Consider the following 25,599-nt stretch of genomic DNA (forward strand, 5'->3'; position numbering starts at 1 on the left):
AAGAACCGCCATATTCGGTCCGACCGGTGCCGATCTATAATAAATACGAAGTAAAGATAACATTCAAAGTTATTTTTACTTACGACTAAAGTTAGATTATAACATGTTGGGGGAGGAAACAAAATGAAAGGTACTGGTCAAAAGCTCGTTTCCGCAGCGCTTGCCGGCAGTCTCTTGTTCGTGACGGCATGCAGCGCCGACAAAACCAAGGACGCCGCTCCGAGCGGTGCACCGGCAGGCTCGCCTTCGGCGGCTGAAAGCTCCAAAAGTCCGGACGCAAAGGAATATGTCATCAAAGTTCTCACGCAGACGAACAACCAGATCAAAAGAAGCGACGAGACGAAAATCGGCAAAAAGATCAAAGAGAAATTCAACATGGTGTTCGAATATGTGCAAGCGCCCGGGAACTATGCGGATAAGCTGAACCTGATGCTTGCGGGCGGCGATTATCCGGAAATCGTTTCGATTCAGGACAACGCGACTTTCGACAAATACGCGAGAGCCGGAGCACTGCTGCCGATCGACGATTTGGTCAAGAAGTCGCCTGAATTCGCCGAGCGGTACAAGGTGCAGATTCCGCTCTGGAAGCTGTCGGCCCATGACGGCAAGCTTTACAAATGGGAAAGCAGCGTGCCCGCCGACTTCAAGAACGTCGTAGAGGTCAATGACGTCGGCGTCAGAATCGACGTGCTGGAGCAGCAAGGCTGGCCGCAGCTGTTATCGACGGATGATTACATCAAGTTTCTCAAGAAAGGGCTTGAAGACAATCCGACGACGAACGGCAAGAAAACGATCGGCATGATCGTGCCTTTCGGGGAGCCGTGGGGCATGCAGGGCATTTCCTCGATCATGTACGAGAAGGGCGGACGGTATTCGACGGCGGCGGGAAATTTGGGCGTGCTTTGGAATCAGGTGGACAAGAAATTCGAGGATACGATGACTAACGAATATGTGAAGGAAAGTCTCGCATTTTTCAACAAGCTGTACCGCGAAGGCATTTTGGATAAAGATTCGTTCACGGATAAGCTGGACCAATACAATGAGAAGCTGAACAGCGGCCGAACGTTGTCCTCCTGGTACGCCGTTTGGGCGCTTACCGGGGCTAATCAGGGTCTTGTCGATGCAGGTTATCCGGAACAGCAGTATATCAATATGCCGATTCGCAGCAAAACGCAGATCGAGCGCAACGAGAAGCGGCAAATTCGCGTCGAAGATACGCGTCCGCACGCCATTCACGCGATAACGAAGAATGCCAAGCATCCTGAGCGCATTATGGAGCTGTTAGCCTGGTCGGCGACGGAAGAAGGGAAGGTTCTGCTCCAATCGGGCATCGAAGGCGACGAATATACGATCGCAAACGGTAAACGAGTACCGACGGACGCGTTCAAGAAGTCGTTGACCAACGCGGATGCGGCCAGAAGCATCGGCTTCGGGCTGTTCGATTTCCTTGGCGGCGTGTTATCGACCGCACCTGACGGCGTTCCATACAGCATGCAGCTCGATCCGGCCATGCAAGACGAGCTGCAGCTTACGCAAGGCATGAGAGACGCTTATAAGAAGCTGAGCTGGGAAAATTCGAAGGACTATTTCCTCAAGACAGGCGAGGCTGCTAATACCGGAATCGCGAGTACGGTGGTCATCGATACGACGTCCGCGCTCGGCGCGCTTCATCAGAAAATGATCGATTTCCGTATCAAAAATTCGGCAACGCTGATCATTTCGCCGAAGACGGATGAGGAATTCGAAAGCTTGTATCAATCGGTTATCGCTAGCTACAAGCAATTGAAGCCGGAAACGGTCGTAGCCGAATACAACAGACTGTATCAAGAAAAGCAGACGCAATTGAACCAATTTAAATAACAGGCCGGAGCGGGGGGAAGCGCAGGGTGGCACCGCTCTTCTCTCCGCCGGCTTCGGGAAAGAGGCAGCCGTCATGACCAACGCCGTTGCATATCCGTTAAAAGGGAAGAAAGCATCCCGCATGTTCAGGCAGCGTTACTTGTATTTGATGCTTTTGCCGGCGGTATTGTTGTTGTTCGTATTCTGGTATTTGCCGCTATTCGGGTGGATAATCGCTTTCATCAATTTCAAGCCGGGCTTCAAGCTCTTTCCCGCCGAATGGACGGGGCTGCAGCAGTTCACGAGCTTTTTCACGGAAAGTCAAGATTTCGTTTATCTGATCCGCAACACATTGGCGATGAACATCGGGTCACTGGTTGCAAATCTGGGAACGGCTTTCGTCTTCGCTTTGTTGTTGAACGAAGTGAGGCAGCGTTTTTTCGGAAGATTGATTCAAACGATTACCTTTTTTCCGTTTTTCGTTTCATGGATCATCATTTACTCGCTTTCCAGCGCTTTGTTCGCTTCTTCGTCCGGGGCGATTAACGAGCTTCTTGTGAATATGGGGATTATCGAAGAAGGCATCAACGTGCTTGGAGATCCGAAGTACGCCTGGATTTTTATGATCGCCCTCGGCGTTTGGAAGTACCTCGGGTATAACAGCGTCATTTTTATTTCGTCGATCGCGTCGATTCCGAACGATTACTACGAGGCGGCGCAAATGGACGGGGCCAATCGGTTTCATCGCATGTGGTACATTACGATTCCCTCGCTTGTTCCGACGCTCATCGTGCTTCTCGTATTGAACAGCGGTTGGATTTTGAACTCCAATTTTGAACAGTTTTATTTGTTCACGAATGCGACCAACTGGGAGAAGATGGAGGTTTTGGACATCTATATTTACAAATACGGCCTGCAGCTTCTTAACTACCCGTATGCGACGGCCGTAGGCATCATGAAAACATTCATCAGCTTGATTCTGATCATTTCGGTGAACGCCATTTCCAAAAAGGCGACAGGAAGAGCCATATTCTAACTAGGCGGGAGAACATTATGAGGGAACGATCCGTAAGCGGCACCCTTTTCGATATCGGCAACACGCTGTTCATGCTGGCGGTTTTGGCATCCATGCTTATTCCGTTCATCTATGTCGTCAGTTATTCGTTAAGCACCCCAAGCATGCTCAAAAGCGGACTCGTGCTGTTTCCGACAGGCTTTACGCTCGATTCCTATAAGAAAGCGCTGGAAGACCCGGCTGTTCTGAAAGGGGCGGGCATCTCGACGCTTAGGGCGGTGATAGGCCCCGCTGTGATGCTGTTTATTACGTCGATGGCGGCCTACGTGCTGACGCGGAGCGAGCTTGGCGGCGTGAAATGGTTCCGCAAATATTTTATTTTTACGCTTTATTTCTCGAGCGGCATCATCCCGATGTATTTGCTCATGGGGTATTTGCAGCTCAAAGGGACTTTTCTAATTTATATCCTTCCGAGTGCGGTGTCGGTATTTAATCTGGTGCTGATCAAGACGTATATCGAGGCGCTGCCCAAGGAGCTTGAGGAAGCGGCTGTCGTAGACGGGGCGAATGATTTGCGGTTGTTTTTTCAAGTCATCTTCCCGATCTGTACGCCGGTGTTCGCGGCAGTCGTGCTTTTCGAATGCGTCAACCAGTGGAATGCGTTTATGGATACGCAAATTTACAATACGATGTCGCCGAATCTGTATTCGCTGCAATATGTGCTTTACAACACGTTGAACCAGTTCAATTCCTTGGAGCAGCTGAAGGAGCAGGGGCAAACGCAGGTTTATTCGATTACGCCGCAAACGTTCAAGATGGCCATTACGGTCATTACCGTGCTGCCGATCGCATGCGTTTACCCGTTCCTGCAAAAATATTTTATAAAAGGCTTGCTAGTCGGTTCGATCAAGGGCTAATGTATAATTAATCGAATTCCAATTGGTGACAAACGAGGAGGAAACGGATATGGGGGCAATTCGGTTAGCGGTAGTCGGAGGAAGAAGAGGGGGTTATTTCAGCCGCTCCTTGGCCAGGCTGGCGGGACGCGTAGAATTGGTTGCCGTATGCGACAGCAATGAGGACGTTTTGCAGAAGTGGCGGGAGGAGTTTCCGGGTATCCGCGCTTATGACAGCTATGACCGGCTTATCGACGATTCCAATGTGGATGCGGTATTCCTGGCGACGCCGCTGTTCATCCATGCCGAGCAGGCGATTCGCGCGATGGAAGCGGGCAAGCATGTGATCAGCGAAGTCATCGCCGCACATACGCTCGAGGATTGCTGGAAGCTGACGGAAGCCGTCGAGAAGACGGGCATGACGTATATGATGGCGGAAAATTACTGCTACATGCGGCCGAACATGATGGTCGGGCATATGTCGCAGCAAGGCTTATTCGGAGAATTGACGTATGCGGAGTGCGGATATATTCACGATGTCCGCAATTTGCTGCACGACAAAGAGGGCAATTTGACATGGCGCGGCAGACTGCTGCGGGATTACGAGGGGAGCACCTACCCGACGCATTCGCTCGGACCGGTCGCGCAGTGGATGGGGATTAACCGCGAAGGCGGGGACGAGCTGGATTCGCTTGTCACCTTTTCCTCCAAAAGCAGAGCGGGGGCGAAGTACTTCGGCGAGCATTTCGGCGAGGAGCATCCGGGCTCGCAAGCCGATTTTTGGAAGAACGGCGATTCGACGGTCACGCTAATCCGTACGAAGAAGGGAGCGCTTATCGCCCTTAAGTACGATATTCAATCGTCCAGGCCTCATAATATGACGCACTATACGCTGCAAGGAACGAATGGCGCTTATTTATCCCCTCGGTATGCGGGAGAAGATCCGCTCGTTTGGATCGAGAACGTATCCAAGGGCGTTTCGTATTCGGAAGGCAAAGCGGAAGCGCCGGAGGCGGAATGGGAATCGCTTTGGAGCCATGCCGACAAGTGGGAGCATCCGCTTTGGAAACGCTGGGCGAAGGAAGCGGAGCAGTCCGGTCACGGCGGAGGCGACTTTTTCGTGCTAGACGAGTTTTTGTCCGCGATCGAAGAACGCAGAAGACCGGCCATCGACGTATACGATGCGGTGACTTGGAGCTCCGTGTTCCCGCTGTCCGCGCAATCGATGGCGTCCGGCGGAACCCCGGTCAAATTTGTGGATTTCAGACGAAAGTAGAACATGACCGTCGAAATAAAACGGTGGCGTACACTGCCGTCAAGCCGTGCCGCATCGCGTCGGGAACTGCATGCGGCGCGGCGCGGTGCCAAATGAAAGGAGCTTTATTGTGAAATATCGCAGCAGTGAATGGTTCGAGAGCGACAATGCGGAGCTGGCTTTCCAGCACCGATCGGCTATGCGGGCCATGGGCCACAATCCGGATACGTTTCTAGGGAAGCCGATTATCGGCATTTTCAATGCGTGGAACGACTTTAACAGCTGTAATTATCCGCACAAAGAGCTTGTCGAGTTCGTCAAACGCGGCGTGCTGCTTGCCGGCGGCTACCCGATCGAGCTCCATACGATATCAACCCCGTCGGATTTTATGAAGCCTTCCGACCTGCCGTACCGCAATTTGCTCTCCATGGATATCGAGGAAAGCATCCGGTCGCAGCCGATCGACGGCGTCGTCCTGCTTTGCGAATGCGACAAGACGGCTCCCGCCCAGCTGATGGGCGCGGCGAGCTGCAACCTGCCGGCGCTGCAGCTGGCGGCCGGACACCGTTCTTCGGGCAGCTTTCGCGGCAAAGAGGTCAATTACGGAACCGATTTATGGAAATATACGGATGATTACAAAGCCGGGCTACTTACGGATGAAGAATGGCAGGAGCTGGAGAAGTCGATCTCATGCGGTTTAGGCGGCTGCCCTGTAATGGGGACGGCTTCGACGATGAAAAGCATGTCCGAAATGCTCGGGATGATGCTCCCGGGCACTTCAAGCATTCCTGCGGACGATGCCCGGCGCAAAACGGCGGCAGAAGCAACCGGGTTCCGGATCGTCGAAATGGTCAAGGAGAACCTGACCCCTTCGCGGTTTATGACGGAAGAGGCGTTCGGCAATGCGATCAAGCTGCTTGCGGCGATCGGCGGCTCGACGAATGCTGCGATTCATCTTACCGCGATTGCGGGCAGACTGAATATCCGCATCCCGATCGAACGGTATGCCCGCGTTGCAGAGGGAGTTCCGCTGCTCGTGAATTTGCAGCCGAGCGGCCGGTACAGCATGGATGAGTTTTTCCGTGCGGGCGGACTAAGCCGGGTTATTCGCGAGCTGCTTCCTCATTTGGACGGGGATTGTCTTGCAGCAACCGGGTTAACGGTCGCGCAAACATACGGACAGGACCGCAAGGATTGGCCGGCGGAAACGGAGGTCATCGCGACGCTTGAGGCTCCGCTTAAGGAAAATGCCGGCTTGGCCGTACTCAAAGGCAATCTTGCTCCTCAAGGAGCGGTAATCAAAAAGTCGGCGGTATCCCCGCATTTATTCCGTCATCGCGGTCAAGCCGTCGTGTTTGAGGATTACGCCGACATGTTAAGCCGGATCGACAGCGAGGAGCTTGAGGTCGACGAAAGCAGCGTTCTTGTGCTCAAGCACTGCGGTCCTGTTGCGATGGGCATGCCGGAATGGGGCTCGATTCCGATTCCCGCCAAGCTGCTGAAGCAAGGCGTAAGGGATATGGTTCGTATAAGCGACGGGCGGATGAGCGGAACGAGCTATGGCGCGGTCGTTTTGCATGTTTCGCCGGAATCGGCGGTTGGCGGCCCGCTGTCGATCGTTCGCAACGGGGATTGGATTGAGCTCGATATCGAAGCGTCGACGATCAGCCTGCATGTAAGCGACGAAGAGATCGCCGAAAGACTGGCTGTATGGAGTCGTCCGCCATTGCGTCACAAGCGCGGCTATTTGCGTATGTTCGCTGACCATTCACTGCAGGCTCCCGAAGGCTGCGATCTCGATTTCTTGCGGCCGGATTCGGACGAGGAAGCTGTTTTCGTACCGCCGATCGTCGGGAGAGGATAACGCCGGTTTGGCGAGAAGCAATATTCGGCGATGCGAGTAATACGGGCTTTGCGCTCGATGTGGACAACAGGAAGAGGACGGCAAGAGGGACATTGGCAAATACATCGAGCTAAGGAATACAAAACGATGGCATTATGCGAAAAGAGGATGAATATATGCCCTTCCAGCTTCCGCAATTGAATGTAAACCGGATCGTCCGGGACACCTTGGAGCTCGTACGCATCGAAAGTATAACGGGAAATACGAATGAGATCGCCAAACGTTACCATGACATGCTGAGGGAAGCGGGATGTCAGGTACAGCAATACGAATGGATAAAGGATAATCCGACTTTGGTTGCGACTTACGGAGATGACTCCGGAGGTCCTGTGATCTTGTTCAACGGCCATATGGACGTCGTTCCCATTCCGCATGAACCGGCTGAGGTTCGTGACGGGCGTATTTACGGCAGAGGCGCTTGCGATATGAAAGGCTCGCTCGCTTGCGTGCTGGAGGTCGTCCGGGCCATGCGGCAATCGGAGGACCGGTTTACCGGAAAGCTTATCATCGTAGCGAACAGCCTGCACGAAAGTCCCGGCGGGAGGGGCGAGGACCTGGTCGCTTTGACGGATAACGTCAAGCTTGAAGCCGATGCGGCAATCGTCATGGAGGGGGCTACGCGGGATTGTACGATCGCCCAGCTCGGTTCCGCGACATTCCTCATTACGATCAAGCGGGAGGGCGAGCCCTCTCACCAGCTTTTCTCCCCGCCAGGCGCTGCGCATCCCATCGAGGTGGCGTCGGAAGCGGTTCGTATGCTGAGAGAACGCAATGCCGAGCTCGAGAAGGAGTGGATCGAAGATATCGGCCATGCTTCTTATTTTATCGGGTCGATGCACAGCGGCCAGTTCTATAATCAGCTGCCGAACCGGGCCGTTCTGGAAGGGGTCAGACGTTACCGGCCGGAGCAGAACTTTGCCGAAGTGGAGGATGAGCTTAGACTGTTGCTTGATGCGCTTGCTTCGCGATTCGGCGTCGAAATCGACCTTGATATGCGCAAGGTGAGGGACGGCTATCGGCTCGATTCCGCGAATCCGGCTATATCGGCTTTGCAGCGGGCGGTCCGTGAGGCGCGAGGCATCGAGCTGCCGCTCGCCGGCAAGAAGGTTGTCACCGACGCCGGAATACTGGCCAGAGCGATGAACATTCCTGTGTTATGTCATGGCCCGGACCAAAGTACGGCGCACGGCGAAGTCGAATACGTCGAAATTCGCGAGCTGGAGCTGGCGGCTCAAGCGTATTTGCAATTTATTCGGGAGCTTGTCGAGACCGGCGGCAGCAGCAGCAGAAACGCCAGTTAGCTTAAATAACGTTTTGCGAAGAGAGCGTTCAAACGGAAGGTAAAACAGACTTAGCGGGATGTATCCGCTAGGTCTGTTTGGATTTTCCGGAAAGGTTAAAATTTTTGCGGTAGAGGCTGAGAATTATCGATTATGTCAAGAAAAGAGCATTTCGGATTATTGAATTAAAGATTATGATGAGGCTAGCATACTCCAGCTATCGAATCCACCATCGTTACCTATACAAACGGAGGGATAACGGATGTTAAACAGATGGCCGCTTTTCAGGCGCAGCCGCAATTATTACTTCAGGCTAATGACGTTCACGCTGCTTGTTACGCTGCTGCCGATCATGCTGCTTAGTTTTCTGTACTACCGGAATACGATGGCCGCAATCAAGCTGGAGCTTCATACGGCCAACTCGAACTATCTGAACCAGACGGCGACGGCGGTGGAAATCATCGTCAACCAAATCGGCAAAAGCGTCGAACAGCTGACGATGGACAGTTCGTTGCGCGCCTTTGAAAATTTTCCTCAGGGACACTATTACGAGCATATTTCCGGGACATTGAAGGATGAGGATTTAACCGGATTGGAACGGTATATTTCCAGCAAGCAAAAGGTATGGAATATGCTGGATAATATGAAGTCATCCAATGAATATATCCATTCGGTTCAATTGATCGACCGGGCCAAGGAAATCGTGCTGTCTTCGGTCGATTATCCGGAAGAGCAGCCCGGCGAGCCTGTAAAGATGCGGCTCCCCGAGCAGGTTATGACGTATCCTTATTTTATGGATATTCAGAACGTCAAGCAGCGAAACGGCAGTCAGAGGCAAATATTGCCGCTTATTTACCAATCGCCGAGCATGAAAAACGTTGTAATCGTAAACCTCGATGTCCGGAAGCTGTACGACAATGTGATCAAAAAGCTGGAAAATCAAGCCGGGAGGCAGTTCTTCATTTTGTCGGCTGAAAATAAGCTGATCGTTTCCGATGGTTTATCGGACGAATACGGGCGGATCGGTGACGAGCTGATGTCGCGGAAAAAAACGGACGCTCCCGGGGTAGGGCCGGCCGTGCTCGACGAAGAGGGGAAAAACCGGCTCATTCTGTACAAGACGTCGTCGGCTCTTGGCTGGACATTTGTCGCTACGGTCAATTTGAACCGGCTTTACGATAATGTCTCCAGTCTTCGGGGGCTGTTGCTGATGGAATCGTTCATTTTGGTAGCCGTTGCAGCGGGGTTGGCCTTCATGACGAGCCGGAGCATGTACTTGCCCGTTTTTCGGCTTCTGACCTACATTCGCAACATCAGCCAGAGTGAAAAGGGAAGGCCGGACGAGATGCGGCCGCTCGACGAATTCAAGCTGATTCAGTCGAGCTTCGAGGAAGCGATCGCAGATAGAAGAAGCTTGCAGTCGCGGCTGAAGGAGAGCTTGCCGGCCTACCGGGAAAAGTTTCTCGTCTCGCTCGTCAGAGGTGACAAGTACGACAAAGAGGAAACGGTCGAACGGATGGCGTTTCTTGGCATCGATTTCTGCCTGGAGCAAATTGTTCTGCTGAACGTTTATTACGAGCAGCCGGGAAGCGCCGGCCGCGATTTTGCGAATGACAACCTGAATAAGCTGCGGATGAAAGACGAGCTTGAACGATGCTTCGCATTGAAGCGTCATGTCATTGTAGTGGAGATGGCGAATGATTTATTCACTGTTCTAATGAACTGGGAAGAGGAGCGGATGGCGGATATTTTCGCATTGGCGGAAGCCGCTCAGGAAGAGATCAAGTTGTCGCTCGGCATTCACAGCCTCATGGGCATAGGAAGGTTTTGCAGCGATGCGAACGGATTAAAGAGAGCTTTCGAGGAGGCGGAAGAAGCGGTGCGCTGCCGCAATATCGCAGGTGCCGGTGCAGTCGTCTACATCGAGGATGTCCGGTTGGAGGGGACGCCGGCCTTGTATTATCCCAAGGAAAAAGAAACGACGCTGAACCGATTCATTAAAAACGGCGATGCCCTCAATGCCAAGCGGATGCTGGCGGAGTTCGTCGCCGATCTGAAATCGCAGCAGGCGTGTCTGCATTTTCATCAAGTGCAAAGGGTATTCGTGCAGCTGCTTGCCAGCTTCATGGAAACGGCAGACCAGCTGCGCTTCGATCTGGAAGCGGCCATGCAGACCAAGACGAATTTGTACGGGGTGCTGCTGCAAAAAAGAAATATGAACGAAACGTTCAGCTGGCTGGAGGAAGTCATTCAATTTTTGTGCGACAGGATAGACAGCGCTTTTCGCACGAAGAGCAGAACGTACGTAGAAGAAGCGATCCGGCTGATCGAGCGGCATTACGCCGACGAGCTGTCGCTGACGTGGGTAGCCGACCGGCTTCAATTGAATCCTTCTTACTTAAGCCGAATGTTCAAGGAAAAGCAGGGAATCGGCTTTATGGAATACGTGACGATCGTACGGATCGAGAAAAGCAAACAGATGCTGCTGGAAACCGGCATGAAGGTAAAGGATATTTGCGATCGTCTCGGCTATACGAAAGTGAATTCCTTTATTCGGATTTTCAAGCAGTTGACCGGCAAAACGCCCGGCGAATACCGGAAATCGTATGAGGAGAAGTGAAGCGCTGCGCTTTTTTTGACAAATCATCCTCCGATATTGACTTCTTCCGCGATGTCAAAACATGAGTGTTTCAAAGTTTTTTCGGGCGATATAGCATGGGGGCATCAGTTCAAAAAAAACTGAAATCGGATCACATGGAGGTCGTTTTGTGTACAAGATGAGAAAGGGCTTGGCGGTAACTGCGGCGGTTTGTCTCCTGCCGGTGACCCTATTCGGCTGTTCCTCGGGCGGTAAAGACGGAAGCTCTTCCCCGGCATCGGCGACAGGAGAACAGACAACCGGGAAGACGAATGATACGGGAAAGTCCAAGGAGCCGGAGAAGGTGTACATTTATGCAAGCGGTGCCATGAGCAACGCTTCGAAGCTGAGCAAGCCGGAGGATTACGAGCTGGTCCGAAAAACGATTATCGAAAAGTCCGGAATCGAGATCGTGCCCATCATCCCGCCCAAAGGGCAGGAGGCGGAAAAGCTTAATCTGCTCCTCGCCTCGAACGAGCCGCTTGATATTTTTATGGGGGATACGATCAATTACCGGACGAACGGAGCGATTCAGCCGGTCGGCGAGCTGCTCGACAAATATGGGGCGAATGTCAAAAAGCTTTGGCCGCAGGAGTGGGGGGATTCGTGGAAAGCTTTGACCGATAAAGACGGGAAAATATGGGGTGTTCCCAGCGTTCCCGGACTGGCGATGAAAGCGGCCTTCGTGAGGTCGGATTGGATGAACGAACTCAAGCTGCAGCTGCCGACAACGTTCGATGAATATGAAGCTGTTTTGAAAGCGCTTAAAGAAAGGGATCCGGCCGGCAACGGACAAACGATCCCGATGATAACCAACCTTGTCGGATTGAATTTGGGTCTCGCCGCAGGATTCATGGGTGTCGGCTACGGACCTTTCGTCGATACGGACGGCAAGGTCAAGCCGCCGGTTATGCATCCCGGTTACAAGCAATTTATCGAGAAAATGGCCGATTGGTACAAGAAAGGTTACATCTATAAAGAATCGTTCGCCTTAAATACGGAGCGCATTCGCGAGCTTGTCAAGCAAAACCGCGTCGGAACCGCTGTAGTGCACGATACGATCGTGCTTGCCGTTCAGCACGAGCTGCAGAAAAATGTGCCTGCGGCTGAATATAAAGTGGCCGGCGAATTGAAAGGTCCGCTCGGCAGCGTCATGACAATGACGGATGCTTCAAGCACCGGCTGGGTAGTCAGCAAAAAGTCGCAAAATCCGGAAGCTGCGATGCGGCTGCTCGATTGGATCAACGCCGATATCGAAAACTTTTTTCTGCTGTACGCCGGCATTAAAGACCGAAATTGGAAATATGTCGACGAGAAAAATCGGGTGATCGAGAATTTAAACCAGGACTACGTAGGGGAATTTCTCGTCGGGGATACATTCGCTTATACCGTCCAATATGCGATGAGCGATCCGGCGGCGAAACCGGAATTCGACTATCTGGGTCAATACAGCGGCGATACGACCCGTTCCAAAAAAACGGCGGTGTCGAATGTAACGTTCAAGTTCGACCAGAAGGAAATCGCCGATAAGCTTCCCAACCGGGCAGACCTGGAGCGAATGATCGACGAAGAAATCGTCAAGTTCATTATGGGAGCGCGGCCGATGGACGGTTACGACAAATTTTTGCAGGAACTGAACGGAGCAGGTCTTGCGAAATGGATCGACGTATACACCGAACAGTACAACAAATTTAAATAGTTATGGAAACGAATGCGAGGAGGAACAGGTTGAAAGCGCAGGCGGAAAACATCCCGCATGGAACGGGAACGTTAGGAAGCAAACGGAACGTCAGGCTGACGTTATTGAAGAAAAATAAGCTCTTCTACTGGCTGCTGCTGCCCGGAACCATATACTTTCTCATCTTTCACTACATCCCGCTGTACGGGGTTGTCATCGCTTTTAAGGATGTGACTCCCTTCGACGGATTTGAAGGTATCTTTACGAGCGAGTGGGTAGGATTGAAGCATTTCGAGAATTTCGTCAATTCGTATTATTTCTGGAACATTATGCGCAATACGGTGCTGATCAGCCTGTACCGGCTTCTGTTCGGCTTTCCTGCACCGATTATTCTTGCGTTACTGATCAACGAGGTTCGCATCGAGGCGTTTAAGCGGATCGTGCAGACGATATCGTATTTGCCGCACTTTCTGTCCATGGTCATCGTTGCCGGACTCGTCACGACACTCCTTACGACCGATGGAGGCATCGTCAACGTTTTTTTACAGAAGCTCGGCTTTGATTCGATATTTTTCCTCGGCGACAAGTCGTACTTCCGGTCGGTGCTTGTCGTCTCCGGCATCTGGAAGGAGGTCGGATGGGGGACGATCATTTACCTCGCGGCTATCGCCGGCATCGACCCGCAGCTGTATGAGGCCGCTGTCGTCGACGGAGCCGGCAGGTTCAAGCAAATGTGGCATATAACGCTGCCGGGCATCATGTTTATCGTCGTCATCATGTTCATATTCGCAGTAGGAGGGCTTCTGAACGCCGGTTTCGAGCAAATATTGCTGCTTTATTCGCCTACCGTTTACGATGTGGGCGATATCATCGATACGTTCGTGTACCGGAGAGGCTTGCTCGAGATGCAGTATTCGTTCGCTGCGGCTGTCGGCTTGTTCAAATCTGTTATCGCACTTGTGCTTATCATAGGAACGAATTATATCGCGAAAAAACTCGGTCACGACGGCATATGGTAGAGGTGACGGCAATGAGGACAAAGAAATTTCGCTTGGGCGTATCCATGTTTCAGCTTGTCAATTATTTTGGATTAACGATGCTTTCGTTGTTGTTTATCGTGCCGTTCATCGTTGTCATGACGACTTCACTCGTCAGCGAGGCGGAGCTGATCCGCAGGGGCAGCTTTATCTTGTTCCCCGAGAAATTCGATTTCGCCGCATACAAGCTGCTGCTCGGTAACGGTTCGATCATTTACAATGCATACGGCATAACGCTGCTGCGGGTTTGTATAGGCACCTTCTTGAATCTTGTTTTTACGGCGATGATGGCCTATGCTTTGGCCCGCAAACAGCTGCCATACCGCAACGTATTTGTAACGCTCGTTTTTGTGACGATGCTTTTCGAAGGGGGAATCGTCCCCAGCTATCTGTTGATAAAAGGCTTGCACCTGCTTAATTCGTTCTGGGCGCTGGTGCTGCCGGGATTGATAAGCGCCTGGAATTTGCTGATCATGCGGCATTTCTTTACCCAGCTTCCGAATGAGCTCGAGGAGTCCGCAACGATCGACGGAGCTTCGCCGCTTACCATTTTGCTGCGTATCGTTCTGCCGCTCAGCCTGCCCATGATCGCAACGATCGGCTTGTTTTACGCCGTCTATCATTGGAACGCTTGGTTCGATGCGACGATTTTTATTAACGATTTGAATAAAATGCCTCTTCAAGTCATTCTGCGGCGCATTATCCTTTCCATGTCCAGCGAAGACATCAACAAGAGTATGATCGCCGCCATGCATGAGCGGCCGACCGCACAGAGCATGAAGGCTGCGGCGATTATCGTGACGACGCTGCCGATCTTATTCGTCTACCCGTTTCTGCAGAAGCATTTTGTCAAAGGCGTGATGATTGGGTCGATCAAAGGATAATGCACGATAAAAATTCATGATCCGGGTAGGAGGAAATGCAATGGAGCATCTAGGAAAAATCGTATTGGACATCGGCCCTTCGCAGGGAAACCCGCGAAACAGCGAAGGCGCGTTTCTCGATCTGCGCGACGGGAGCATCTTGTTTATTTACAGCAGCTTTATGGGTCATTCCAGTCATGATGACGGATATGCCTGCCTCGCAGCGCGTCATTCCGGCGACAACGGGCATACGTGGTCGGACGCCAGGATTATCGTGACGGCTGTTGAGCACGAGGCGCTGAATGTCATGAGCGTCTCGCTGCTGCGGATGGAGAACGGCGATATCGGGCTGTTCTACTTGATTCGCAGGGGATGGCACGATACAAGGCTGCATCTGCGCCGTTCGTCCGATGAAGGGCAAACGTGGAGCGAAGCCGCCTGCTGCGTGCCCGCGCTGGGCTATTACGTGACGAACAACGACCGCGTCATCCGGCTGACCTCGGGCCGGCTAGTCATCCCGGCCGCATTCCATAAAATCAGCAGCAACAGCACGACGGACTGGTCGGGCTTCGATCATCGCGGCATTCAGTTTTTCTTCTTGTCCGACGACGACGGGAAGACGTGGCGCGAAGCGAGAACGGCGGTGTGGCTCGACGAGCCTCGTTCTACGACCGGTCTGCAGGAACCGGGCGTTATCGAACGGAAGGACGGCACGCTTTGGTCATGGAGCCGGACCGATATGGGAACGCAATTCGAGACGTTTTCGCATGACGGAGGGGAGACCTGGACGAAGCCGAACGTGTCGACATTTACATCGCCGGCGTCTCCGCTTTCGATGAAACGGATCCCCGGCACCGGCGAGCTGATCGCCGTTTGGAACCCGATTCCGAACTACCAGACCCGTGTTTTTGCTCCGGGAACCGCGGGGAGAACGCCGCTCGTCGGCGCCTTCAGCGAAGATGAGGGACGTACATGGCAAAGGTATTTCCTCGCCGAACGCGAAGAGGACAAGAACGGATGCTGCTATACGGCGATCCACATTTCGGGCGATGCGCTGCTGCTCGCTTATTGCGCGGGCGGGCAAGAAGACGGAGGCTGCCTCAACCGGTTGCGGATGCGCCGCATCGCTTTGTCCGCGTTGAGCCGGCAATAGCGGCAGACCCGGCAAACGCCGGTCAAACCGGGTCGCGGTTTACTTTGAGCAAGAAACATTAAGGAGGACATGTTATCATGCAGCCCATTCATTACGGATTATCTTTTATCGCCGGCTTGTGGCCTGAAAATTCGGTTCGCTTCTGGGTGGAGTCGCGTTTGCGCTTCATTGACGAAAGAAGCGGACGAATCGAAGATTACTATCAGTGCGCTTCATGCAAAAGCGAGGACACGTTCGCGGAGAAGGATTTGTTCTTCGCGGAGAACTACGATTTCACGCCGATCTTCGGCCCGGAATACGGAATCGTCTTCCGGCGGACAGCAAGATTAAACGCGAACTATAAGTCGACTCCGCTTGCCGAGACGATGTGGGGCGGACAGCAATATAAACTGAAGGATCCGGAAAATTGCAAGCTGCTGGAATCGAATGACGAAATCCGCAGCGCGACAAACGACGGCTTTCCGCTTGTAGCCCAAACCGAGCTCCATAACGCAGAGCTCGGACTGCGGGCGATTATCGAATATCCGGTGAAAACGATGAATATTCATGATGCGCGCAACCTGTATCAGGTGGATACCGGACCGGTGCTGTACCCGGATTTGACCGAACGCCGCGAGAAGACGGCCGATGCGATCGGCTTGGCTTATGTCGCCTTTAATGTTCCGCATTTCGCCGATTTCGTCATCGAGCAGCCGACGCCGATAGAAGAAGAAGGCGGTGCCGGGACAGTCCATATTCACCACTACTCGGGCATCGTAAGCCTGCCGGCTGTAAACCGGTTGTTTGCGATGAAATAATCGGGAACGAGAATGCTTGACTTCGAAACGATGTACGATGGCGATCCGGAAGTGCCGCCACAGTTTACGATTGTGTCATGTGAAAGCATGTCTTCGTGATTGTTCAATTTTTCTCGATAAACATGTCAGTCCTTTAACGGACGGCAGAGCCGTTTATCCCTATGCTGCCTTTGAGGCTCCTATATATGACGGAGTCCGAAATTGCCCGCTTGGAGCAAGGAATCGAAGCTTGCCTTACGCTGGAGTACGATTTTGCCGACTTGGAGAGCGGGTTCACCGTTGTGCCGAGCAAAATACCCGCTGCAAGCAGGCGATTTCGGACTAAGGGTTGGAAAGGGAAGCCTCACTATATTCCAAGTGGGCAAAATCGGACAACAGTGCATGCAAGTGACTAGCGGGGAGGGGCAAGAAGGTAGGATAATGGCTAGAAGACCGGTAAGGGGCATGGGTGTAACAGAAGCATGCCAGTGTGGAACGGAGGGAGTGGGTATGGGGCCGTAAAGGAGCTTCGCTATGGGCCCTTAGAAATCGTGTTATTACCGCTCATTCAATGAAACACGAATTTCAAGAGCAGTTGAAGTCCCAACCCGCTACCTCCTCCACACGCAAACGTACAGCCAAGCACCAAAGAACCGTCCGTGATTTCCGGACGGTTTTCTTGATTTTCAGAGAGTACATCGTGGAAGCGGCTCTAAATCTCTGTAAACGCGCTTGTCCCTAATGAGGACGGCGAAGCCGGTTACCCTTGATCTCGTGGCCGTCGATTTCGTCGGTAATAAAATGATTGATTACGAGCCTTTCACGCCATTGAATTTGTTCAGCGACTCGATAGAAAAAGCCAATACACCCGGTACGATACGATGTAAAATAAACGAAAAGGCGAATAGCGAAGACACCGGGTTTTATTCAATCATCCCGGGACTAAAGGAGAGAATGGGAATGCAGCCCGCATGGAAACAATTGATAACGAAATATCCGGAGCTTGGGCAATGCAGGGACGATATCGAGCAAGCTTTTTTTCGGTTGAAGGAGACCTACCGGAACGGCGGAAAAACGCTCATATGCGGCAACGGAGGCAGCTCCTCCGACGGCGAGCATATCGTAGGCGAGCTAATGAAGGGTTTTATGTCACCCAGGCTGTTAGGTGCTGAAGAGCGGGCGCGTTTTACATCGCTCTACCCGGAAGAGGGCGAATATATTGCCGATCGTTTGCAAGGCGCTTTGCCCGCCATTTCTCTCTCGAGCCATACCGCATTTTTGACGGCATACGCCAACGACGTGTCCGCCGACATGATATACGCCCAGCAGGTTTACGGCTACGGCAGGCGCGGCGATACGCTAATCGGCATTAGCACGTCGGGAAATTCCCGCAACGTCGTACTCGCCGTTAAGACGGCCAAAGCGATGGGGCTGTCTGCGATCGGCTTGACGGGCAAGAGCGGCGGCATGCTGAAATCATTGTGCGACGTTACGATATGTGTGCCGTGGGAACGGACGCCGGACATTCAGGAACGGCATTTGCCTATTTATCACGCGCTGTGCATCATGCTAGAGGAGGAGTTTTTCCCATGCCGAACCGAAACGTGTTAGCCGGAATCGATATCGGCGGAACGAAATGCGCGGTTAGTCTAGGCGTGTTGGAGGACGACGGACGAATCGAACTGATCGCCAAGTTTCAATTTCCTACGGAACGCGGTCCGGAACATGTCATGAAAACGCTGCTGTCGGAGCTGGAACGCTTGCTGCTTGCGAGCGGTGTGGCGGACGACGCTCTCGCCGCGATAGGCATAAGCTGCGGCGGACCGCTGGACAGCGAAGCGGGGATCATTCTGTCGCCGCCCAACTTGCCGGGGTGGGATCGGATCGATGCTTGCGCACCGTTTCGCGAACGTTTCTCTTGCCCGGTTAGTCTGCAAAATGACGCCAATGCATGCGCGTTGGCAGAATGGAGATGGGGAGCCGGCAAAGGCTGCAGCAATATGATTTTCCTGACTTTCGGGACCGGAATGGGATCGGGTCTTATTTTAAACGGGCGGCTGTATTCCGGAACCAATGATATGGCGGGTGAAGTGGGCCATATGCGCATGGAGGACGATGGTCCTACGGGATATGGCAAAGTGGGGTCCTTCGAAGGTTTTTGCAGCGGCGGTGGCATCGCCCAGTTGGCGGTCAAAATGGCCGAAGAGAGAATTCGTCTGGGCGATACGCAGGCATTTTGTCACTCGGTATCCGATCTTGCCGCGATTACAGCGCAAAAAGTCGGGGAAGCCGCTAGGCTTGGTGATCCGCTTGCACTCGAAATATTCGCCATTGTCGGCAAGCAGCTCGGCAGAGGGCTTGCCTTGCTTGTCGATCTGCTTAATCCCGAGCGTATCGTAATCGGCAGCATATACGGAAGACAGCTCGCATTGCTTGAGCCGATCGTTATGGACGAGCTGCGCCGTCAAGCGCTGCCTCGTTCTTTGTCCGTATGCCGGATCGTGCCGGCAGGCCTTCAAGAGCATGTAGGCGATTATGCCGGCTTGTCTGTCGCATGGAATGCGCTATCGGACCCGAATTTTCAGAGGAATTAACCGGCAACAAAGAGGGCAGTTTAAACAATGGAACGATTACAATAAAAGCGGGAATGACATGTTCAGAATCCATTGTTTTCAATTATTATTGCTGAAAAAAGCCGCCGTTATGACGCTTGCGATCGGACTTGTGCTAGCCGAGCCGGTTTACGCGGATCCTTCGCTTCCGATTGTGAAGGACCAAGGCGGTTATTCGATCGAGGTGTATCCGGCTCGCCATAAACTAATTGTGTTGAAGGATCGCCAGCACTTCAAAACTTATTCTGTGGCAGTAGGGAACCCTTCGACGCCTACTCCGGTCGGCGAGTATAAAATCGTTTATAAAGGGACTGATTGGGGACCCTCCTTCGGCCCTCGCTGGCTGGGATTAAATGTGCCTTGGGGGACTTACGGAATCCATGGCACGAACAAGCAATATTCGATCGGCCGGCATTTGAGCCACGGCTGTATACGGATGAGAAATCGCGATGTGGAAGAGCTGTACGAGATGATACCGGTCGGGACGAAAGTTACAATTTTCGGTCATGTCCTTGGCGATGCGAATCAAGAGCCAAGAAGACTGGCGGAGGGCGATTCCGGCGCCGACGTTCAGCTGATTCAAAACCGGCTGAAGATCGCAGGCTACTTCAAGGGGGAATGTAACGGAAAATTTCGTTCCTCTACAGCGGAAGCGCTTAGACGGTTTCAACGGGATCATCGAATGCCTCAGGACGGTGTAGTGAGCGAACGCATTTATATCATGCTTGGATTACTTGAATAAAGCGAAAGGGACCTCTTACCGAGGTCTCTTTTTGCTGTCTATGAAATTACGGGAAGAAATTCCTTAGGGTAACGGGGCTTCCCCGAAAGTAACCGATATAAACATTAGAGGTATACTTCGCTTTTGGAGGGATGTAAACTTTTATCGCAATTAGGAAAAACGAACTATTCCTTTACTTTCTATGAGTTTTTGGAAGGAAAAAACGGTATTTTGGCGAATAGTGTTTGGTATTAAACAATTAATTTGTTAGTAATTGCCAAAATATGCGAATAAAAATGAATGAACCGTGCTTTCCTGCAAGCCATCCGAATCTAAATAGGGAGACAAAAAGACCCTCTATGGAGACAATTTCGATGAATTATCATGTGCCTTTAGTATTACTTTCCATTCTCCTTGCTGTCATGGATTCCTTCGCCGCTTTGGATCTGGGAATTCGCATAGCGAGAGCGAGAAACGGCTTGTCGCGCAGCTTATGGCTGTTTTGCGGCGCATTTGCGATGGGGATGGGCATATGGTCGATGCATTTTATCGCGATGCTTGCCCTTCATCTGTCTGTCACCGTCACCTATAACTTGTTTTTGGTCGTGCTGTCGATTGTTCCCGCCATTTTGTCTTCGGGGCTGGCCCTGCATATGGTAAGCCGGCCGACGATGAGGACGTATCAAATATTTTTCGGGTCGTTTTTTATGGCGATGGGGATCGTCTCCATGCATTATATCGGGATGGAAGCCATGCTTATGGATGCGAAAATGGAGTATGTGCCGGGGCTTGTCGTATTTTCCGCGATTATCGCGTTCACGGCTTCTTTGGTGGCGTTATACTTGCTTTTTGCGATCCGCCAAAATTCCAGCATACCCGGTCTATGGATGAGAAAAACGGGAAGCGCTTTAATCATGGGCTTTGCCATATCGGGGATGCATTTTACAGGGATGTCGGCGGCCAAAATCAGTCATGTGGGGCATGTAACCGTAACCCCGGGAATCTCGTTCGACAGCACCCTCATCGCTTACTTGGTCGGGATCGGTACCTTTTTGATTTTAAGCTTCGTTTTTATAAGCGTTTATGTGGACAAAAAATTCGAGTTTCAAATCACCAAGTCCGAAAGAAAGTTTCGGTCCGTGTTCGAGTCCGCCAACGACGCCATTATTTTGACGGACAGCAGGGGGATTATCCTCTCATGGAACAAAGGGGCGCGGCATATTTTCGGGTATTTCGAGACCGAGGTTTCCGGGAAGCACCTGAAGCTTATCGTTCCGGAACGTTATCGGGAAGCGCAGCAAAAAGGGATGGAGCGTTACTTGGCGACAGGCAATTCTCACATGATCGGGAAAACGGTCGAGCTTCAAGGCCTGCATAAAGACGGAAGAGAATTTCCGATCGAGCTTTCGCTGGCCACTTGGGTTGAAGACGGCTGTACGTATTTCAGCAGCATTATTCGGGATATTTCGGAGCGCAAGCTGTCCGAAGCCAAAATCGATCGAATGATTTATCTCGACCCGTTGACCGGTTTGCCGAATCGCCTTTTGTTGAACGACCGTCTTGTGCGCGCATTGGATCAGGCGGGGGAGAACAAGCAGACGATCGGCATTTTCTTTATCGATTTGGACCGGTTCAAAACGATCAACGATACGCTTGGCCATAGAATCGGCGATTTATTATTGACGGAGGTTGCCGCGAGATTGCAAGACGGCCTTAGCAAAACGGATACGGTTTGCCGTCAAGGCGGAGATGAATTCATCATTATCCTGCCGAATTGTTCCGCTGACGAAGTAACGAAAAGAGCCCAGCACATCATTGACGTTTTCAGGCAGTCTTTCGTGCTGGAAGGGCATGAGGTATTTGTCACCCCATCGGTCGGCATCAGTATGTTTCCCGCTGACGGCGAAGATTCGGATACGCTGATCAAGCATGCGGACACGGCTATGTATCGGGTTAAGGAAGAGGGCAAAAACAGCTTTCAGTTTTACACGCCGGACATGAATGAAGCGATCACGAAAAAAATGCAGCTGGAAAACGCTCTGCGCAAAGGGCTCGAACGCCAGGAATTTACAGTTTATTATCAGCCCCAAGTAGATGTTCGTACAGGAAGGGTAATCGGTATCGAAGCGCTGATTCGCTGGCGGCATCCGGAGCTGGGAGACCTGCAGCCAGACGATTTTATTCCGCTTGCGGAGGAGACGGGTTTGATCGTTCCGATCGGGAAATGGGTGCTGGTTGAGGCATGCCGGCAAAACCGGTTATGGCAGTCCATGGGATTCCAGCCCGTCCGGGTCGCGGTGAACATCTCGTCGCGCCAGTTTCAGCAAAGCCATTTTGTCGAGCATGTCAGGCGAACGCTGGAGGAAACGGGACTCGATCCTAAATATCTCGAGCTTGAGCTGACGGAAAGCATCATTCAGGATTCCAAATATGCCATTTCCACAATGCGGAAGCTCAAAGACATGGGCGTCCATCTTTCCATCGACGATTTCGGAACGGGTTATTCGTCGTTGAGCTATTTAAAGCTTTTTCCGATCGACAGCTTAAAAATCGATAAATCGTTTACGCAAAACATTTTAGCGGATGCGAAGGACACGGCGCTTGTACAGACGATAATCAAAATCGCCCATTATTTGGATTTGAACGTGATCGCGGAAGGCGTAGAGACGAGGGAGCAGCTGCAATTTCTTCAGCAGAAGTTGTGCGACGAGGCGCAAGGATTTTTTTTCAGCAGGCCGATTTCGGTAGAGGAAATGTCGACGGTTTTCAGGGAGCAGCTATGGGTCAGCATAAACGCAGAAAAGCATTCCGGATAATACGATCGGCATTGCCGATTGAAATATTTTACAGTGGCTGGTTGCACAATCCCCCTAGTGGTTGGTGACATGCGGATGGTTCTCCTATAAAGTTAAACGTGTAAAGAAAACGTACACATCCATCCCGCATCATCCAACACCATGAGGAGGTACAACCAGTTGAAAAAACAATTATCGCTGCTGCTTATCGGCATTATAAGTCTTGTGTCCGCAACCGCTTGCACTTCAGGAAGCGCCGTTCAATCCGAGCCCGTTCAAGTCGAGATCAAGACGGTACAGGATCCCGTATATTCAGGAAGGGCCACTTTAATTGAAGCTCACGTGAAGCAGGGCTCCGAAACGGTCAAAGACGCGCAAGAAGTCAAATTCGAAATTAAAAAGAAGGATCATGCCAACCCGGAAAGTATTGTCGCAGCTCATTGGCAGGACGGCGTTTATCGGATCAAAAAGCTGTTCCCCCAAGACGGAACTTATGAAATAACCGCACATGTTACGGCCCGGGACAGCATTGTAAGTCCGCAAAAGGAACTGGTCGTCGGAGCCGCTACGGTTCAATAAAGGGTTGGAAACCGCTGAGCGATTGCCGGCGGTTTTTCGGTATGCGAGCTTAATCGTGAGGGTATAGCGCGAGATGGCGGCGGAAGGCGTTTTATCATGCTCGATCATAAAGATTTCATGACTTGTACAAACAACCATAAGAGCAGAAAAGGAATGAGACAAGCGATCGCGATCAGCAGAACGAAAATATGGTTGGTTCGTTTGCGCATAGTTTATTCCTTTCTTCGAAATTTTATCAAATTGGATTCGAAATTATGTTATTCGGCGCCTTTGGAGCTGTCACACTACTAGTATACAAGATGAAGGTTGGTGCGTATCAACGATATGGCATCACGCCAATAAACCGTTCGGCCGCTGCCGAACGGTTTATTGGTTTATCAGACTTCCATGCCGTTTCGTGCCGAGTCGAAACGAGCTTTTTATGACGATGCTTAACGTAGGAGTTCATTCGGTATAACATCCGGAGCGATGCCGCTCAGCTCGTCGTAAGAACTGTTAAGTACTTCGCCTTCGGGAAGTTCACGCTTTTTCCGAACCGTACCGGGAGTTGAGGGGCCGGCGCTCTTCACGATCACCTTCACATTCCCGGCCGGGGTCTGTTTAGGAGGCGGGCTTGCTTTGGGAGTCGATTTTACGTTCGGAATTTGTCGTGGATAGAACGGTTTTGCCTGCGAGTCCGCGTGTGCGGCCGGCTTCCAGATTTTCATTGGAGTTCCCCCTAAATATAGCTTTAATAACGTATTCAGATGTCGAACACGGGGTCCCGCGATGATCAAAAATGGATGAACGGCCAATGGACGAAATAAACTTGTCATTCCGTGCCGCTGCATTTTGGTTTATGATAAATAGACCATACGAACCTAGAATCGATTGAGGTGAATGATTGTGACTACCGCACCTTCCCGGGGTATGAAAAGAACGGAATTGCTGCTCATATCCGCCGTAGCTTTAGGCACGCTGTTAAATCCGCTTAATACGACGATGATTTCGGTCGCCTTGACCCGGCTGCAGGAAAGCTTCGAGCTGACCTTCGCCGACGTTTCGTGGCTGATTTCCACTTATTATCTCGCGAGCGCCATCGGTCAGCCGGTCATGGGCAAATGGAGCGATTTGTTCGGCCGCAAACGGGTGTTTATGATGGGGTTGCTGCTGGTTACGCTTGCTTCCTGTCTTGCGCCGTTATCGCCGAGCTTCGGCTGGCTGATTGCATTTCGCGTTATCCAGGCATTCGGAAGCTCCGCTTTGTTTCCGTCCGGGATGGGAATCATCCGCAGTCAAATTACGTCCAACCAGGCGAGAGCGCTGGGCGTTTTATCCGTCTTCTCCAGCACTTCCGCCGCATTCGGACCTACGCTCGGCGGTTTGCTCGTTCATTACGGAGACTGGCCGCTAATCTTTTTGTTTAATTTTCCTTTTATTCTGGGCTCCTTCTTGCTGGCATGGAAAGTATTTCCGCGCGATCCGAAACGGAGCGGCAGCTTGTCGGACATGGATTGGACCGGCGTGGCGTTATTTTCATCGGCGATTTTCATGTGGCTGTTGTTTTTGCTTTCCATTAAGGATGGCTTCAGCTTGTGGATGCTGGCGGTCAGCACGGTACTAACCGTCGTGTTATACCGCTTCGAGCTCGGCAAAAAGCGGCCGTTCATCGATGTCGCCTTCCTGCGGAAAAACGGGAAGGTTACGATGATCTACTTGCAGTTCATTTTGATGAATCTTGTTTTCTACTCGATCATGTTCGGAATGCCTTCATATCTGCAACAAGTACGTTTATTGGATGCGGAGCATACCGGGCTCGTCATGCTTTCGGTTGCAGGCTTCAGCGTCGTCATTACGCCGCTTGCCAGCCGCTGGATCGACCGGCGCGGTCCGAAGCCGGCTCTTCTCCTCGGAACGTCAACCGTCATCCTGGGTACTTTGCTGCTGCTGATCATACAAGGCCAGACGAGCGCAGCGGTTATTTTTCTGGTGCTTTCAGTGTCGGGCATCAGCTACGGCTTCAATAATTTAGGGATGCAAACGGCTTTGTACGAGTTCGTCGCCAAGGAAGAAACCGGGATCGCCTCCGGGCTGTTTATGACCTCGCGTTTTATCGGCACGATTTTGTCGTCCAGTCTGCTTACCATGCTGTTCGGCTCCAATATCACGACCTCCCATTTGCACGGTATGGCTTGGGTTTGTGCAGCGATCGGCGTTATTATTTTGTTTTTGACGGTGCGTTTGCCGGACTCCAGACGGACAGTCGTACCGCAAAGGGATTAGGACGCAGGAGCTGCGGCGGTTACATAAAAGCACAGTTAATAACAGTAAAACAACGTAATTGAAGAAAGGCTGTCTCCCGTCGGGGGGCGGCTTTTTTTCTAATCATAAACCGACGGTTCTTACGAGGCACAACAGCACCGGAACCTTGCTTTTTGATGCGGTCAACGGATTGATGAAGACCTGGATACGAAAGCTAACACGGTTATCGTAATGGTTATTCACGTACCATGTGCTTAGTGGAAAAAAACCTTATTGTTCATGAGGCTGTCCTCACTATTTCACCGGTAAAATGCTCCT

20 protein-coding genes are annotated in these 25,599 nt (G+C 51.8%); 19 read left to right on the forward strand and 1 reads right to left on the reverse strand.

The features are described from left to right. Nucleotides 1–123 precede the first annotated feature (123 nt). The 18 genes from DQG23_RS12385 (at nucleotide 124) to DQG23_RS12470 (ending at nucleotide 23,040) form a co-directional block, all read left to right on the forward strand. On the forward strand, nucleotides 124–1,860 hold the full coding sequence (locus DQG23_RS12385; RefSeq protein WP_113031164.1) for an extracellular solute-binding protein: 1,737 nt from the start codon (nucleotides 124–126) through the stop codon (nucleotides 1,858–1,860). 73 nt (nucleotides 1,861–1,933) lie between these two features. Then, nucleotides 1,934–2,875 carry an ABC transporter permease subunit gene (locus DQG23_RS12390; RefSeq protein ID WP_113031165.1) on the forward strand — a complete coding sequence of 314 codons (942 nt, stop codon included), beginning with the start codon at nucleotides 1,934–1,936 and terminating at the stop codon, nucleotides 2,873–2,875. A 17-nt stretch (nucleotides 2,876–2,892) separates the two neighbouring features. After that, complete coding sequence (locus DQG23_RS12395) at nucleotides 2,893–3,771, forward strand: carbohydrate ABC transporter permease (protein WP_113031166.1); 879 nt, start codon at nucleotides 2,893–2,895, stop codon at nucleotides 3,769–3,771. A 49-nt stretch (nucleotides 3,772–3,820) separates the two neighbouring features. After that, a complete protein-coding gene (locus DQG23_RS12400; RefSeq protein ID WP_113031167.1) occupies nucleotides 3,821–5,026 on the forward strand; it encodes a Gfo/Idh/MocA family protein in 1,206 nt (401 codons plus the stop codon). Nucleotides 5,027–5,135: 109 nt separating this feature from the next. Beyond that, entirely contained in the window at nucleotides 5,136–6,869 is a 1,734-nt protein-coding gene (locus DQG23_RS12405; protein ID WP_238177864.1) for a dihydroxy-acid dehydratase, read from the forward strand. Between the two features lie 155 nt (nucleotides 6,870–7,024). Further along, entirely contained in the window at nucleotides 7,025–8,209 is a 1,185-nt protein-coding gene (locus DQG23_RS12410; RefSeq protein ID WP_158560430.1) for a M20 family metallopeptidase, read from the forward strand. A gap of 241 nt (nucleotides 8,210–8,450) precedes the next feature. After that, nucleotides 8,451–10,808 carry a helix-turn-helix domain-containing protein gene (locus DQG23_RS12415; protein ID WP_113031170.1) on the forward strand — a complete coding sequence of 786 codons (2,358 nt, stop codon included), beginning with the start codon at nucleotides 8,451–8,453 and terminating at the stop codon, nucleotides 10,806–10,808. Nucleotides 10,809–10,965: 157 nt separating this feature from the next. Further along, nucleotides 10,966–12,525 (forward strand): extracellular solute-binding protein, encoded by a 1,560-nt coding sequence (locus DQG23_RS12420; RefSeq protein WP_238177880.1) that lies wholly within the window; start codon nucleotides 10,966–10,968, stop codon nucleotides 12,523–12,525. A 29-nt stretch (nucleotides 12,526–12,554) separates the two neighbouring features. After that, the gene (locus DQG23_RS12425) at nucleotides 12,555–13,523 is read left to right on the forward strand and encodes an ABC transporter permease (RefSeq protein WP_238177865.1); all 969 of its coding nucleotides are present in this window, start codon (nucleotides 12,555–12,557) and stop codon (nucleotides 13,521–13,523) included. Nucleotides 13,524–13,534: 11 nt separating this feature from the next. Further along, a complete protein-coding gene (locus tag DQG23_RS12430; protein ID WP_113031173.1) occupies nucleotides 13,535–14,425 on the forward strand; it encodes a carbohydrate ABC transporter permease in 891 nt (296 codons plus the stop codon). A gap of 40 nt (nucleotides 14,426–14,465) precedes the next feature. Continuing rightward, a complete protein-coding gene (locus tag DQG23_RS12435) occupies nucleotides 14,466–15,557 on the forward strand; it encodes a sialidase family protein (RefSeq protein ID WP_113031174.1) in 1,092 nt (363 codons plus the stop codon). Between the two features lie 77 nt (nucleotides 15,558–15,634). Continuing rightward, nucleotides 15,635–16,354, forward strand: coding sequence for a hypothetical protein (locus DQG23_RS12440; RefSeq protein ID WP_113031175.1), 720 nt, complete (start codon nucleotides 15,635–15,637; stop codon nucleotides 16,352–16,354). Nucleotides 16,355–16,539: 185 nt separating this feature from the next. Further along, nucleotides 16,540–16,749, forward strand: a complete 210-nt coding sequence (locus DQG23_RS12445; protein WP_113031176.1) for a hypothetical protein — start codon at nucleotides 16,540–16,542, stop codon at nucleotides 16,747–16,749. 544 nt (nucleotides 16,750–17,293) lie between these two features. After that, complete coding sequence (locus tag DQG23_RS12450) at nucleotides 17,294–17,944, forward strand: D-sedoheptulose-7-phosphate isomerase (RefSeq protein WP_113031380.1); 651 nt, start codon at nucleotides 17,294–17,296, stop codon at nucleotides 17,942–17,944. Then, entirely contained in the window at nucleotides 17,923–18,927 is a 1,005-nt protein-coding gene (locus DQG23_RS12455) for an ROK family protein (protein ID WP_113031177.1), read from the forward strand. Before DQG23_RS12450 ends, DQG23_RS12455 begins: the two co-directional genes overlap by 22 nt. A gap of 109 nt (nucleotides 18,928–19,036) precedes the next feature. Further along, the gene (locus tag DQG23_RS12460; protein ID WP_238177881.1) at nucleotides 19,037–19,687 is read left to right on the forward strand and encodes a L,D-transpeptidase family protein; all 651 of its coding nucleotides are present in this window, start codon (nucleotides 19,037–19,039) and stop codon (nucleotides 19,685–19,687) included. Between the two features lie 353 nt (nucleotides 19,688–20,040). Then, nucleotides 20,041–22,482, forward strand: a complete 2,442-nt coding sequence (locus DQG23_RS12465; protein ID WP_238177866.1) for a bifunctional diguanylate cyclase/phosphodiesterase — start codon at nucleotides 20,041–20,043, stop codon at nucleotides 22,480–22,482. Between the two features lie 159 nt (nucleotides 22,483–22,641). Continuing rightward, a complete protein-coding gene (locus DQG23_RS12470; protein WP_158560431.1) occupies nucleotides 22,642–23,040 on the forward strand; it encodes a FixH family protein in 399 nt (132 codons plus the stop codon). A 431-nt stretch (nucleotides 23,041–23,471) separates the two neighbouring features. Here DQG23_RS12470 and DQG23_RS12480 read toward each other — a convergent pair whose 3' ends face one another. Then, nucleotides 23,472–23,747, reverse strand: coding sequence for a hypothetical protein (locus DQG23_RS12480; RefSeq protein WP_113031182.1), 276 nt, complete (start codon nucleotides 23,745–23,747; stop codon nucleotides 23,472–23,474). 202 nt (nucleotides 23,748–23,949) lie between these two features. On the opposite strand from DQG23_RS12480, the gene DQG23_RS12485 reads away from it, so the two are divergent. After that, on the forward strand, nucleotides 23,950–25,302 hold the full coding sequence (locus DQG23_RS12485; protein WP_238177867.1) for an MFS transporter: 1,353 nt from the start codon (nucleotides 23,950–23,952) through the stop codon (nucleotides 25,300–25,302). Nucleotides 25,303–25,599 lie beyond the last annotated feature (297 nt).

Origin of the sequence: Paenibacillus contaminans (assembly GCF_003285015.1) — a bacterium.
GTDB classification, from domain to species: domain Bacteria; phylum Bacillota; class Bacilli; order Paenibacillales; family NBRC-103111; genus Paenibacillus_V; species Paenibacillus_V contaminans.

Bases quoted from the DNA above. Each gene is read 5' to 3' on its own strand.
- DQG23_RS12440 (WP_113031175.1), top strand. From the start codon at position 15,635: ATGCAGCCCATTCATTACGGATTATCTTTTATCGCCGGCTTGTGGCCT.
- DQG23_RS12395 (WP_113031166.1), top strand. From the start codon at position 2,893: ATGAGGGAACGATCCGTAAGCGGCACCCTTTTCGATATCGGCAACACG.
- DQG23_RS12435 (WP_113031174.1), top strand. From the start codon at position 14,466: ATGGAGCATCTAGGAAAAATCGTATTGGACATCGGCCCTTCGCAGGGA.
- DQG23_RS12415 (WP_113031170.1), top strand. From the start codon at position 8,451: ATGTTAAACAGATGGCCGCTTTTCAGGCGCAGCCGCAATTATTACTTC.
- DQG23_RS12410 (WP_158560430.1), top strand. From the start codon at position 7,025: ATGCCCTTCCAGCTTCCGCAATTGAATGTAAACCGGATCGTCCGGGAC.
- DQG23_RS12400 (WP_113031167.1), top strand. From the start codon at position 3,821: ATGGGGGCAATTCGGTTAGCGGTAGTCGGAGGAAGAAGAGGGGGTTAT.
- DQG23_RS12390 (WP_113031165.1), top strand. From the start codon at position 1,934: ATGACCAACGCCGTTGCATATCCGTTAAAAGGGAAGAAAGCATCCCGC.
- DQG23_RS12430 (WP_113031173.1), top strand. From the start codon at position 13,535: ATGAGGACAAAGAAATTTCGCTTGGGCGTATCCATGTTTCAGCTTGTC.
- DQG23_RS12485 (WP_238177867.1), top strand. From the start codon at position 23,950: ATGAAAAGAACGGAATTGCTGCTCATATCCGCCGTAGCTTTAGGCACG.
- DQG23_RS12460 (WP_238177881.1), top strand. From the start codon at position 19,037: ATGACGCTTGCGATCGGACTTGTGCTAGCCGAGCCGGTTTACGCGGAT.
- DQG23_RS12450 (WP_113031380.1), top strand. From the start codon at position 17,294: ATGCAGCCCGCATGGAAACAATTGATAACGAAATATCCGGAGCTTGGG.
- DQG23_RS12445 (WP_113031176.1), top strand. From the start codon at position 16,540: ATGACGGAGTCCGAAATTGCCCGCTTGGAGCAAGGAATCGAAGCTTGC.
- DQG23_RS12480 (WP_113031182.1), bottom strand. From the start codon at position 23,747: ATGAAAATCTGGAAGCCGGCCGCACACGCGGACTCGCAGGCAAAACCG.
- DQG23_RS12420 (WP_238177880.1), top strand. From the start codon at position 10,966: ATGAGAAAGGGCTTGGCGGTAACTGCGGCGGTTTGTCTCCTGCCGGTG.
- DQG23_RS12455 (WP_113031177.1), top strand. From the start codon at position 17,923: ATGCCGAACCGAAACGTGTTAGCCGGAATCGATATCGGCGGAACGAAA.
- DQG23_RS12465 (WP_238177866.1), top strand. From the start codon at position 20,041: ATGAATTATCATGTGCCTTTAGTATTACTTTCCATTCTCCTTGCTGTC.
- DQG23_RS12385 (WP_113031164.1), top strand. From the start codon at position 124: ATGAAAGGTACTGGTCAAAAGCTCGTTTCCGCAGCGCTTGCCGGCAGT.